The following is a 12,621-nucleotide window of genomic DNA, read 5'->3' on the forward strand; positions in this document are numbered from 1 at the left end:
GCCGTTAGGCCGAGGGGCCGCCGTCTTCAGGGAGACGGCGGCCCCTCTTTGTGGGCGGCCCCTCCCGGGGGTGTGCTTTCGTCTGCTGCGGCGTGGGGGCTGGTCGCGCAGTTCCCCGCGCCCCTAGAAGGCGGGGCTGCGCCCCGGAATGGTGCGTTGTTGGGTGCGGCGGCGTGGGGGCTGGTCGCGCAGTTCCCCGCGCCCCTTACGGGCCGGGGGTTTGGTAGTAGCGCTATCGCCGTTGCCGGGATTGCCGCCAGGGTCAGCCAGGGGATGGCCGGGGGGAGGTTGGTGTCCAGGAGGGTTCCTGTGGCCGCGCTGCCCAGGAGGACCAGCAGGCCTGAGATCGACGAGAGGGCTCCCGTGTAGAGGCCCAGTCTGTCGTTCTCGGCCAGGTCGGGGACCCAGGCTCGGGCCGCGGGCGCGATCAGCATCTGGCCCAGGGTGAGCAGGACCACGTAACCGGCCACGGGCAGGAGCCCCACCATTCCCGTCCAGGCCGCGGGGCGGGCCGCCGCCACGACCGCGAACCCCGCCGAGATCAGCAGCAGCCCCGTCGTCATGGACCGGCGCAGGTCCAGACGGTCGCCCGCCCAGCGCGTGACGGGCAGCTGGGCCGTCACCACCAGCAGTGCGGAGAGCGCGAACAGCCAGGCCAGCGGCGCCTGTGAACCCGCCACGCGCTCCACCTCCACGGGCAGCAGTTGGTACAGCTGGTTGTAGGCGAGCAGATAGGCGCCGTACGCACAGCACAGAGCCAGGAAGCCGCGGTTGCGCGCCAGGCGGCGGAGTCCGCCGCCGGTACGGATCCGTGCCCTGCCGGGGATGCGCTGCGGCAGCAGCCACACGTGGCCCGCCAGGACGAGCACGAAGACTCCCGCCCCGGCGAGGCAGACCGTGCGGAAGTCCACGGCCAGGAGCAGGGCCCCGACGAACGGACCGACGAACGCGCCGGCCTGCCCCGCCACGGTGAACAGCGCCAGTACGTGTGTCCGCGGGCCCTCCCCCGCCTCCTCCCGGCACACCGCCTGCCGGGCCACCTCCGACTCGACCGCGGGTGAGAAGAGCGCCGCGGCGAAACCGATCAGGAGGACGGCCCCGATGACCGCCCAGGTGGCTTCCGCGTACCCGAGCCAGCCGAAACCCCCGATACGCAGGAGGCAGCCGGCGAGCACCACCGGACGCACCCCGTACCGGTCCGCCAGCGCGCCACCCACCACGAACAGCCCCTGCTGGCTGAAGGTACGCAGTCCCAGGACCAGCCCGACCAGCCAGCCCGCCATGCCGATCGCCGTGCCCAGGTGGGCGGCGAGGAAGGGCAGGACCGCGAAGAAGCCGACGTTGAAGGCGAGCTGGGTGAGGACGAGCAGGCGCAGCAGCGGGGAGAGGGAGGTGAAGGTGCGGAGGGAGGAGAGGGGTTTCGCCCGTGAGCGTGTACTCGGCTCAGGCATGCCGTCGCCGTCCGCGCAGGGGCCGGGGCCGTCCGACCCCGCCGCCGGCCGTGACCGCGACGGCCCCCAGGAGGGCGAGTGCGGCGGCCGGTGCCAGTGAGGCCCACGGCGCCCGTTCCGCGTACGGCTGGTTCTCGGACAGGAGCAGGCCCCATTCCGGGGACGGTGGTTGCGCGCCCAGGCCGAGGAAGCCCAGGGCCGCGAGGGACAGGGCCACCCCGGGCAGGCGGAGCAGGGCGTGGCGCAGGACCGGGGGCAGGACGGCCGGGAGGAGTTCGTGGCGCAGGAGCTGCAGCGGGGTCGCGCCGAGGCCGCGGGTCGCCGCGAGGTGGGTGGTGGCCTTCTCCTGGCGCAGCAGCGCCGAGGTGTGGGCTGCCAGGGGCGCCCAGGCGACCGCGGTCACCGCGAGGGCCGGGGTGGCGGGGCCGCTGCCCGCGACCGCGGTGACCAGCAGTGCCGCCAGGACCGGCGGGACCGCGTTGACCGTGTCGGCGAGCGACCCGGAGAACCGCGGGAGCAGCCCCAGCAGAACGCCCAGGAGCAGCGCGGCGGCGCTGACCGCGGCGGCCGGGGCCAGCGTGTCCAGTGCTCCGTGGCCGACCCGGGCCAGGACGTCGCGTCCCAGCGCGTCCGTGCCGAAGGGATGCGCCCAGGACGGGGATCGGAGCCGGGCCGTGGTGTCCAGTTCAAGGGGGTCGCGGGCAAGGCCCGCCAGCACGACGGCGAGCAGCAGTCCCCCGTACAGCAGGGGCGGTGTCGTGGGGCCGGACGGTGTCGGGCGGTGGAGTGAGGGCAGCGCGCCGTCGCGCAGGGCCGGACCGATCAGAAGGCGCGCGGTGAGACGGGCGAGGCCGCCGACCGCCGCCGCCAGCACGACGAGGGCCAGGGTGCCGGCCTGGAGGACGGGCAAATCCTGGGCCACCGCGGCCTGGAGGGAGAGCCGGCCGAGCCCCGGGATGTCGAAGACCTGTTCCACGGCCACCGCGCCGCCGGTCAGCCCGACGACGAAGAGTCCCAGGTTCGGCAGCAGGCCGGGCACACAGCGGCGGAGCGCCTGCCGTGCGACGGTCCGGCCGCGGACGCCGCGCGCGACGGCGGCCAGGGCCCACGGTTCGGCGAAGGCACCCGGCAGCAGATCGTCGAGCATCCGCCCGAGCAGCGCGCCCGCGGGCAGGCCGAGCGAGAGGGCGGGCAGCACCATCCACCGGGGGCCGTACCAGCCGAGGGCGGGCAGCCAGCCGAGCTGCACGCCGATGACGGAGGCGAGCACCGAGGCGGTCAGGAAGTCGGGCAGGGTGGCCAGGAACGCCGATCCGGTGCGCGCGGAGCGCCGTTCGTCGAGCCGTCGGCCGGCCCCGAGCCGCAGGGTCCGCGCGCACACGCCGGCCGCCGTGACCGCCGCGACGATCAGTGCCCCGCCCATCAGCAGCAGCGAGACCCCGAGCGCCTGGAGGACCGACGGCATGACCTCCGCGCCGGAGATCCACGACCGGCCCGCGTCGCCGCGCGGCAGTCCACCGAGCCAGTCGCCGAGCAGCCGCACCGGCCCGGCGTCCAGGCCGAGCTGCGCGCGGATCGCGTCCAGTACCTCGGGGGTCGCGGTGCGCTCGGCGGACCGCGCCCTGAGCACGGTGAGCGCCGGGTCCGTGCGTGCGAGCCACGGCAGCAGCCCTACGCCGCACAGCAGCGTGGCGACGAGGACGGCGCGCCAGAGCAGCACCGGCGCCCCACCGCGAAGGGCGGCCCGTACGGAAGTCCGTACGGCGGCCTTGAGCACGTGCGCCGCCGCCCGTCAGCGCCGGGTGCCGACGCCGACGAGGCCGCGCTCGTACGGGTCGAGGAGCACACCGCTGACCTCGGCACCGACGCCCGTGATGATCCGCTGGTGGACCAGCGGCACGACGGCGTCCGTGCCGAGGATCGCCGCCTCGGCGGTCGTCGCCGCGTCCTGCCGCTTCGCGGTGTCGCTGATCGACGCTGCCTCGGCGACGGCCTTGTCGACCGTCCTGTCGCACAGGAGGGCCAGGTTGTAGCTGCCCTGGCAGGTGTAGTCGCTGGCGAGGATGGAGACCGGGTCGCCGGTGTCGAGCATGGTGTTGCGGGCGGACACGAACGCGTCGAACTTCCCGGCCAGCGCGTCGCTCTCCAGCCGCGAGTACTCGCGCACCTCCAGCTTCACCCTGAAGCCGGCCTTCTCCAGCTGCTGCTTCAGCACCTGGGCGACCTCGGGCAGTTCGGGCCGGTTGTCGTACGTGGCCACGGTGACCGTCTTCCCGGTGGCGGAGCCCGCCGCGGCCCGGCCGGTCGGCTTCGGACGCTTGTCGGCCGCCCAGGTGAGGGCGGGCCCGTAGACACCGGCTCCGGCGTCGGCGTATCCCTCGTAGACGCCCTTGGCGAGAGCGGAGGTGTCGATCGCCTCGCGGGCGGCGGCCCGCGTCTTCGCGTCCTCGAAGGCACCCGAGCCGGTGTTGAGCAGCAGGCTGGTGGTGCGGGTGGTGGCCGTCTCGCGGCGGGTCGCCTTGTCGAGGGAGGCCGCCTGCGAGACGGGTACGGCCTCGGCGATGTCGGCCTCGCCGGTGCGCAGCGCGTTCGTCCGGGCGGTGCCGTCGGCTATGAACCTCGCGTCGACGCCCGATGCCTGGGCACGGCCGCCCCAGTAGTCGTCGAAGCGGTCGAGGGTGGCCGCGGTGGTGCCGGTGGTCCTGGTGAGTTCGAAGGGTCCCGTGGCGGTGCCGACGGGGCTGACGGCGTCCTTCTTCGCGTACGCCTTCGCCGAGAGGATCACCAGGCCGGGGCTGGACAGACGCAAGGGCAGGACCGGGTCGGGGTCGGCGGTGGTGACGCGTACCCGGCCGCCGCCCGCGGCCTCGGCGGTCAGTTCGACGCCGGAGAGGGCGGCGGTCACGGGGTCGGCGCCCGCGGCGCGGGTGAGGGCCGCGGCGACGGCCTTCGGGGTGACCTCGGTGCCGTCCTGGAAGGCGGCGTCCCGCAGGGTGAACAGCCAGTCGCGGTCGTTCTCACGGGTCCACGACTCGGCGAGGGCGGGGGCGGCGACGCCGTTGGCGTCGAGGCGGGTCAGGCCCTCGGTGACACCGAGCCTGCTGAGGAGGGTGGCGTCGGCACCGTACGGGGAGAAGTTCTCGGCGGGCGGGAAGGCGAGCGCGACCTTCAGCCGGGCGCCCTCCGTGCTGTCGGAGGAGTCGTCGCCACCGCCCGCGGCGAAACAGCCGGTGAGCAGGGGGGCGAGCAGCAGACCGGCGACGAACCTGCGACGGCGTGGCAGAGGGAGCATGGTCACTTTCATTCGGTGCGGGGTGCCTGGTGCGAGCGGGGCCGCGTCAGAAGGGCAGGGGAACTTCGAATCAGGGCAGGGGGACTTCGAAGTGGATGATTCCCTGGCCGCCGCCGGGTCCCTCGCGTTCGTCGTGGACAGCCTTGCCCAGCGAGCGCCAGAACGCCTCGGCGCCGGGCACCGACGGGTCGGTGTGCAGATAGGCGGAGCGATAGCCGCCGTCGGCCGCCGCGAAGTCGAGCAGTCCCGCGACGAGCCGCCGGGCCAGGCCCTGTCTGCGGTCCTCGGGGCGGACGTACACCCGGCGCAGCTGGGCGGTCTCGCCGGAGGGGTAGCGCTCGGCCACGTGGCGCGGGTTCGGCGGGTGGGCCGGGCCGCGGGAGTCGAGGGCGGCGGTCGCGGCCACCGTGCCGTCCCGCCCGTCGACCGCGACCAGCAGGGTGTGGCGGGCGGGCGCGACGTAGGCACCGTGGAGGTCGATGATGTCCCGGTGCCAGCGAGGTACGTACCCCGTGCCGAAGTCCCGGTACACGGTGTCGAGCATCACGGAGCGGGCGCCGTCGACGTCGTCGGGGGTCGCCGTTCTTATGCAGTAGTCGCGCACTTGCGCATCATATGCATTAAGGCTCTACGGGTCCGCCCGGGGGCCGGTGGATCAAGGCCGCACGGGACCGCCCGGGGTCAGACCGGTCCGCCGCCACGATCCCTTCCACACGACCCAGACATGCCCGTCGGGGCCGTGGTGCACGTTCAGTCCGTCGACGACGGCGAGCACCGGCAGGTTCTTGGCGCCGGCCGGATCGCCGGCGTCCAGCGGGACCGCCACGTCGTCGGTGGCCGCGACCGTGATGCCCGAGGGGTCCGCCGTGAGGACGATCCGACAGGCGTCGGCGGCGCTGCGCGCCAGCAGGCATCTGCTCGCGGAGCAGCCCGCGTCGAGGACCGGGGAGACGAACGAAAGCGGCGCGTCGATGACCTGCGTCACCGCCACGGCGGCCGCCTGGGCCGCGAACTCCCCGTCCTGGCGCGCGAAATGGGCTGTGAACTCCATCTCCCGGACAGGTTCCATGAGCCCGTGCTCGGTGAGCAGCGCAGGCCCGTCCGAGGAAGCGCGTACCGGCGTTCCCACCGCCAACCCTCCTTGGCCAGACAGTCGTAAAGTGCGTGGTGCGGCCAGGGACTGGGGCAGCACGGCGACTGTACGTCGACAACACCCCCATGAATAGGCCAGGTTGGGCAAACATAAAGACCAAAAGTCAACGGCTACAGCCGAAGTTCACTAGGTCGAGTGAACTAGATCTTGCGTTGACCGCGGTATGGATGGTTCCGGCGCGCCACGGGTAACAACCGAGATCGAATACGCCCGCCCCTGTACGAGGTGGAGCCGACATGCCACCCCAACCCCATGACCCTGCCGCCGGACCGTCCGAGGGCTGCACCGAGGAACACGGGCCCGCAGGCGCGGCGGAGCCCGGGCCCGAGAGCGCGGCGAGGTTCCGGCCGCCCCCGGCGAATCCGTACGCGCACAGTTACCCGGGCCCCGGGTTCGCCGTCGTCGAGGTGCTGGGCGAGATCGACATGGCGACGGCCGACGCCCTGAGCGAGCACCTCGACGCCCTGACCTCGGTCGGAGTGCCCCAGGTCGTGGTGGACCTCCGGGAGGTCGAGTTCTTCGACTGCTCGGGGCTGCGGGTGCTGTGCCGGGCCGAACGCCGGGCCAGAGAGCGCGGCGGCACCCTCCGCCTGGTCTCCGACCAGCCGCGCGTCCACCGCCTGTTACGCGCCTGCGGCCTCCTGGGCCGCTTCCCGCCCCTGCCGGAACTCCCTCCCGCGCCGCCTCCGGCCCCCGAGGACTGAGGAGAGCCACGGGGGCGCCTTCCCAAGCCGTCCGAACCGTCCAAGCCGTCCGAGCCGTGTAAGACAGGCGCCGAGCGCGGCCGAGCCCCGGACATCGCGAAGTCGGGACCCGGAGCGCCATCACCCCGCAGCGAAGCCGATGCCGTCGATGGCATCAATGGCGTCAATGGCGTCGATGAAGCCGGACACGCCAGGGCCGGCGGAGAGACGGCCCCACTCCGTCTCTCCGCCGGCCCCTGTCGCGAGGTCACGCGGCACTCCGCGACGGGGCTCGCACTCCCCATCCGCGTTCGCGGGCCTCCGTCGACGCACTCGGAAGACCGCGCGACCCCGGCCCTTTCAGTACGTGAAGACGGTCGTCCCGTAGGAGTTCTTCACGCACTCGTTGGAGAAGGTGCGCTCGTAGGAGATCCGCTTGCCCTGCCAGACCCCGTCGACCGTGACGACGACGGGGTCGTACTCACGGGTGCACAGGACGTCGGTTCTGGCCGGCAGGGCGTGGAAGTCCCCACCCACCGCGCGCAGTTCGGCGCAGGCGGAGACCGCGGCCGGGTGGGTCCCCGAGGCCGTCGGCGCACAGTTCAGGGTGACCGCGCGTTCAGGTGTGGCTTCGGCCGCGATCTCCCCGTGGCCCGTGGTGAACACCAGGGACGAGGGGGCGTAGAGCGCGGTCGGCGAAGGGGTGGCGAGGGCGGTCCCGGCCAGGGGACCGCAGACGGCGGTGGCCGTCAGGGTGATCGTCGCTGCCCAGCGCGCGGTGTTCGGCATTGTGTGCATCCTTCCGCTCGGTCGAACGCCGCACCGGCTCGGTGTTGCCGGTGCGGCGAGCGCGAGTCTGCCGATTCCGCGGCGGAAACACACGTCGACCCCACGCGTTTCAGTAACCTTGCGTATTGAATCAGTGGCGTGAAGTGACGGAAATCGAACACGCCTCCCTTGGGACTGAGCGGGCGCCAAGTCGCCGCGGAGACCCGCTGGCCGGATATCCCCTGCTCAGCAATAGGCCTGAAACATTCCGCTTCGGGCTGAGCGCAGACCTCTTGCGCCTCGCCGCAGATCGAGTAATTGTCATTACATGATTACAGCCGAACAGCACGAGAAATTGCGCGGCTGGTTCGCCGGCCGACTGCCCGACGACCTCTTCGAGAGCCTCGGCGAGGTCACGGCCGACCGTGAGGAGATCACTGTCATCGGCCGCATCCCCGAACCCCGGCTCGCCGAGGGCGCCTCGGACGCCGAACGGGAGGCCGCCGTCGCCTCCCGGATCCAGGACTTCCGCGAGCGCACCCGCGACGCCCGCGTGGCCGTGGCCCGGGACGCCGAGCACCGCTTCCAGAAGAAGGTCTCCTGGGGTGTCGAGTGCGGGAGCGAGCGCGCCCTGTTCACCCATGTCGCCGCCCCCGTCATGACGCGGCTGCGCCAGCCGCAGCGCCAGGTGCTCGACACCCTGATCGCCGCCGGGGTCGCCCGCAGCCGCAGCGACGCCCTCGCATGGTGCGTACGCCTCGTCGAGCGCCACACCGACGACTGGCTCGCCGAGCTGCGGGACTCCCTGGAGCAGGTACAGCGAGTCCGCGCACAGGGCCCCGACGGGCCGGACCCCGCCCCCGAGGACAAGTTGGCCGCCAACGACGACGACAGCTGACCCCGACCGGCGACCGGCGACCAGCAACCAGCAACCAGCAACCAGCAAGGGTGGCGCATTCCTCCACCCTGAACCGTAAAGATGGATGGTTCATCCACTGGTGCGGCCCTCGGTGCGCCCCATACCTTCGGCAGACCATCGCACCAGGGGACGGCTTCCCCGCGCCGCGCGCACCCTCGCGCGGCGACACGCCGTCCCGTCAGCCGCGTCACCACGCGCTCCCCCGCCCAGCCGGCCAGGGCCGGTCCTTCGCTGGAGCCCCTCCTTGTCCCAGAACTCCCCTGCCTCCCCCGACTCGCCCGCCACCTCCGTGGCGTCACCGCCGTCGCTCACCGAGGTGGAGCCGTACGGTGTCGAGCGGATCCCCGACGCGGACCGCAGCGCGAGTCCGCTCGACCTCTTCCGGCTCGCCTTCGGCGGGGCCAACACCTTTTCCACCTGCGTCCTCGGCGCCTTCCCCATCCTCTTCGGGCTCTCCTTCTGGCAGGGACTCGCGGCGACACTCCTCGGAGTGCTCGCGGGCGCGCTGATCCTCTGCCCGATGGCGGTCTTCGGACCGGTCAACGGCACGAACAACGCCGTCTCCTCCTCCGCCCACCTGGGTGTGCACGGCCGGGTCGTCGGCTCGTTCCTCTCCCTGCTCACGGCGATCGCGTTCTTCTCGATCTCGGTGTGGAGTTCCGGGGACGCCCTGGTCGGCGGCGCGCACCGGCTCTTCGGCCTGGAGCGCAGCGACCTGTCGTACGTCGTCGCGTACGCGCTCTTCGCCGTCCTGGTGCTCGCGGTGTGCGTGTACGGGTTCCGCTTCATGCTGTTCGTCAACAAGATCGCGGTGGCTGCGGCGACCCTGCTGTTCCTGGTCGGCCTGGTGGCCTTCGCAGGGGACTTCGACCCGTCGTACGCGGGAATCTTCACGGCGTCGGCGGACGCGGCGACGCGGGATCTGTTCTGGCCGTCGTTCATCGGCTCCGCGTTGATCGTGCTGTCGAACCCGGTGTCCTTCGGCGCGTTCCTCGGCGACTGGTCGCGGTACATCCCGGCGAGCACCCCGCGCCGCCGGGTGGTCGGGGCCGCGTTCCTGTCGCAGATCGCGACCCTGCTGCCGTTCGTCTTCGGACTCGCGACCGCGAGCATCATCGCGGCCAAGGCCCCGGAGTACGTCGACCCGGCGGCCCCCGACTTCGTCGGCGGGCTGCTGGCCATCTCGCCGAGCTGGTTCTTCCTGCCGGTGTGTCTGCTCGCGCTGATCGGCGGCATGGCGACGGGCACGACCGCGCTGTACGGCACGGGGCTCGACTTCTCCTCCGTGTTCCCGCGGCTCTCGCGGGTGCGGGCGACGGTGCTGGTGGGGGTGCTGTCCATCGCGTTCATCTTCGTGGGCCGCTTCGGCTTCGACCTCGTCCAGAGCATCTCGACGTTCGCCACGATGATCATCACCTGTACGACGCCGTGGATGGTCGTGATGATGCTGGGCTTCCTCACCCGTCGCGGCTGGTACGACCCCGACGCGCTCCAGGTCTTCAACCGGCGCCAGCGCGGCGGCCGTTACTGGTTCACGCACGGCTGGAACTGGCGCGGCATGACCGCCTGGTGGGTCTCCGCGCTGCTCGGTGTCCTCTTCACGAACATCCCCGGCCAGTTCGTGGGGCCGCTCGGCGATCTGGCCGGCGGGGTCGACATCGGGCTGCCGATCTCACTGGCCGTCGCGGCCGTCCTGTTCCTGGGCCTGCTGTGGTTCTTCCCGGAGCCGAGAGCGGCGTACGGCCCGCAGGGCGCGCGGCTGGTCCGTACCGTGGACGTGCCGGTGCCGCCGATCACGGGACCAGGGACCGAGAACGAAACCGAGGCCGAGGCCGCTCTCGGGTCCAGGGCGAACCGGAACCCGATGGTGACTGACGCCTGACAGCTGATGAGTGACGGCTTCCGACGACGACCGTCGACCGTCAACGGGCGACCGTCAGCAGCCTGCCGCGTCAGCTCCCAAGCCCTGGCTCTGCGCGGCCTCCGACACCCCCTGACAGCGAATTCCGGACAGCTCCCGCGGCAGGGGCTGCCCGGGAGCGCGGTCTTCGTAGACTGCCCCGCCATGGGAGAGATCTACGGACTGGGCGAGATCACCTGTCCGTCCGGTGAGTTGGTGATCGTCGACGGCGGTCATCTGGGGATGTGGAGCGGGGAGGGTTCACCGGCGCTGGTGGACCCGGGAGCGTTCGGTGTCCAGGATCCGGTGGTCGCCGCCGATGTGAGCGCGGCGACCGACTTCCTGATCACCGGCCCCGACGCCGACACCGCGGCCCACTGCTTCGGCCGGCAGCCCGGCCGGACGCTCCACGACATCCCGGCGTCCGGGGTCGCGCGTCTGGTCGAACTCTTCGACGCGCACTGCCGGGAGCAGGGCCTCGACGCCGCCCTCGAAGCCCGCGCCGAGCGGGTGCCGCACCGGGAGCGGGTACGACGGTGCGCGGAGCGCGGCGGAGGCTGCTTCCTGATGCACGGCGTGCCGGTCGTGGTCCTCGGCGGAGTACCCCGGGACCGTCCACTGCCGGTACTGGCGACGGACAGCGGCATCGTGGTCCCCGTCGACCCCTCCCCCGCCGCCAAGTCCGTGGAACTCGGGGAGATCCGCGTCGACTGGGCCCGGCTGCTCTTCGGCGACGCCGACGCGCTGAGCGCTTGGCGGCACGACGACCCCGTCGACGGGCTGGCCGACGTCGCGTTCTGGGGTGCGGCCGAGGACGACGCCGCCACCGAGTTCGCGGCCCCCGACCTGGGCGAGCCCGGGGAGAAGGGTGTGAAGGGCTGGACCGGCCTGCCGATGCCGGACGCGATACGGCTGGCCACCGCGCTCTTCGACTGGAAGGACGCGGACCCGCGAAGGCGGTTGATGGTGGACTTCCGCCCGCACTCCCACCACTGGCAGATCATGCGAGCGGTCCGCGCCTCCCCGCTGGAGTCCGGCACCGTACGGGTCGGCGGCGCACAGGTGCTGTGCGCGATGACCGGCCAGGGCGACGGCTGGTTCCCGGTCACGGCGGACCTGGACCCGACGGGCCGCCTGGTGTCCGTGCGGGTGTCGTTCCCGGTCTGAGCGTGCCGTCGGCGTGCTGGACGGATCTTGCTCCGCTCGTCAGGATCGTCGCGGGGCCGCGGGCAGGAAAGGCACGGTCCCGGTCACGGGTTCCAGGGCGAGAGGCGGAGCGTACGGATGACGAAGCACTGGGCGGACTTCCAGTACGAGATCTATCTGAACGGGATGACAGGGGCGGTGCCCCGGCTGCCCACGGATCTGACCCGGCTGGAGGAGCTCACCGAACAGCGGCTGGGGCCGGGCCCGGTGGGCTATGTGGCGGGCAGTGCGGGCAACGGCAGTACGGCACGGGCCAACAGGGCCGCGCTGGAGCGCCGCCGTATCGTGCCGCGCATGCTGCGGGACGTCCACGAACGCGACCTGTCCGTCGAGGTGTTGGGCCGCCCGCTGCCCGCCCCGCTCGCCCTCGCGCCCGTCGGTGTCCTGTCGATCATGCATCCGGACGCCGAGCCTGCGGCGGCCCGGGCCGCCGCCGCACAGGGGGTCCCGTTCATCCTGTCGTCCGCCTCCAGTACGCCGATGGAGCGGGTCGCGGAGGCGATGGGTGACGGGGAACGCTGGTTCCAGCTGTACTGGGCGAAGGACCGCGAGGTCACGAAGAGTTTCCTGGACCGCGCCAAGGCCTCCGGGTTCACCGCGCTGTTCGTCACGCTGGACACGCCCCTGCTCGCCTGGCGGCCCCGCGACCTGGACCAGGCGTACCTGCCGTTCCTGCACGGCGTGGGCACCGCCAACTACTTCTCCGACCCGGCGTTCCAGGCAGGTCTGGCCAAGCCCGTGCACGAGGACCCGAACGCGGCCGTCATGCACTTCGTCGGGATGTTCGCGGATCCCGCGAAGACCTGGCCCGACCTGGAGTTCCTGCGGGAGAACTGGGACGGCCCCATCGTCCTGAAGGGCGTCCTCCACCCCGACGACGCCCGACGGGCCGTCAACGCCGGGATGGACGGCGTGGTCGTCTCCAACCACGGCGGGCGTCAGGTGGCCGGTGCCGTCGCCGCCGCCGACGCGCTGCCCAGGGTCGTCGAGGCCGCCGGGGACCGGCTGACCGTCTTCTTCGACAGCGGGATCCGCTCGGGCGACGACATCTTCAAGGCGCTGGCACTGGGCGCCGAGGCCGTGCTCGTCGGGCGTCCGTACGCCTACGGGCTCGGCCTCGACGGCCAGGCCGGCGTCGAGCACGTCATCCGCTGTCTGCTGGCCGAACTCGACCTCACTCTCGCGCTGTCGGGCCACGCCGGGCCCGGGGACCTCTGCGCCGACGACCTGGAGGAGGAGACCGGCTGAC

11 protein-coding genes are annotated in these 12,621 nt (G+C 72.4%); 5 read left to right on the forward strand and 6 right to left on the reverse strand.

Annotated features, from left to right (window positions below):
* Positions 1–26 precede the first annotated feature (26 nt).
* The 5 genes from ACH4DZ_RS04070 to ACH4DZ_RS04090 all read right to left on the reverse strand — a co-directional run bounded on the left by ACH4DZ_RS04070 (position 27) and on the right by ACH4DZ_RS04090 (position 5,872).
* On the reverse strand, positions 27–1,451 hold the full coding sequence (locus tag ACH4DZ_RS04070; RefSeq protein ID WP_398285327.1) for an MDR family MFS transporter: 1,425 nt from the start codon (positions 1,449–1,451) through the stop codon (positions 27–29).
* Entirely contained in the window at positions 1,444–3,171 is a 1,728-nt protein-coding gene (locus ACH4DZ_RS04075) for an ABC transporter permease subunit (RefSeq protein ID WP_398285472.1), read from the reverse strand. The genes ACH4DZ_RS04070 and ACH4DZ_RS04075 overlap by 8 nt, the downstream gene beginning before the upstream one ends.
* Before the next feature lie 72 nt (positions 3,172–3,243).
* The gene (locus tag ACH4DZ_RS04080) at positions 3,244–4,743 is read right to left on the reverse strand and encodes an ABC transporter substrate-binding protein (protein ID WP_398285328.1); all 1,500 of its coding nucleotides are present in this window, start codon (positions 4,741–4,743) and stop codon (positions 3,244–3,246) included.
* 70 nt (positions 4,744–4,813) lie between these two features.
* A complete protein-coding gene (locus ACH4DZ_RS04085; protein WP_398285329.1) occupies positions 4,814–5,347 on the reverse strand; it encodes a GNAT family N-acetyltransferase in 534 nt (177 codons plus the stop codon).
* A 51-nt stretch (positions 5,348–5,398) separates the two neighbouring features.
* A complete protein-coding gene (locus ACH4DZ_RS04090; protein ID WP_398285330.1) occupies positions 5,399–5,872 on the reverse strand; it encodes a hypothetical protein in 474 nt (157 codons plus the stop codon).
* A gap of 260 nt (positions 5,873–6,132) precedes the next feature.
* Between ACH4DZ_RS04090 and ACH4DZ_RS04095 the strand changes: the two genes are divergently transcribed.
* On the forward strand, positions 6,133–6,600 hold the full coding sequence (locus tag ACH4DZ_RS04095) for an STAS domain-containing protein (protein ID WP_398285331.1): 468 nt from the start codon (positions 6,133–6,135) through the stop codon (positions 6,598–6,600).
* 339 nt (positions 6,601–6,939) lie between these two features.
* Here the strand turns inward: ACH4DZ_RS04095 and ACH4DZ_RS04100 are convergent, their stop codons facing one another.
* On the reverse strand, positions 6,940–7,368 hold the full coding sequence (locus ACH4DZ_RS04100) for a protease inhibitor (protein ID WP_398285332.1): 429 nt from the start codon (positions 7,366–7,368) through the stop codon (positions 6,940–6,942).
* A gap of 307 nt (positions 7,369–7,675) precedes the next feature.
* On the opposite strand from ACH4DZ_RS04100, the gene ACH4DZ_RS04105 reads away from it, so the two are divergent.
* The 4 genes from ACH4DZ_RS04105 to ACH4DZ_RS04120 all read left to right on the forward strand — a co-directional run bounded on the left by ACH4DZ_RS04105 (position 7,676) and on the right by ACH4DZ_RS04120 (position 12,620).
* Entirely contained in the window at positions 7,676–8,245 is a 570-nt protein-coding gene (locus ACH4DZ_RS04105; protein WP_398285333.1) for a hypothetical protein, read from the forward strand.
* A 265-nt stretch (positions 8,246–8,510) separates the two neighbouring features.
* Positions 8,511–10,148 (forward strand): purine-cytosine permease family protein, encoded by a 1,638-nt coding sequence (locus ACH4DZ_RS04110; protein ID WP_398285334.1) that lies wholly within the window; start codon positions 8,511–8,513, stop codon positions 10,146–10,148.
* 183 nt (positions 10,149–10,331) lie between these two features.
* Positions 10,332–11,333 carry a hypothetical protein gene (locus ACH4DZ_RS04115; protein WP_398285335.1) on the forward strand — a complete coding sequence of 334 codons (1,002 nt, stop codon included), beginning with the start codon at positions 10,332–10,334 and terminating at the stop codon, positions 11,331–11,333.
* A 117-nt stretch (positions 11,334–11,450) separates the two neighbouring features.
* Positions 11,451–12,620, forward strand: a complete 1,170-nt coding sequence (locus ACH4DZ_RS04120) for a lactate 2-monooxygenase (RefSeq protein ID WP_398285336.1) — start codon at positions 11,451–11,453, stop codon at positions 12,618–12,620.
* Position 12,621 lies beyond the last annotated feature (1 nt).

Origin of the sequence: Streptomyces sp. NPDC017991 (genome assembly GCF_044328075.1) — a bacterium.
In the GTDB taxonomy this organism is placed as follows: Bacteria; Actinomycetota; Actinomycetes; order Streptomycetales; family Streptomycetaceae; genus Streptomyces.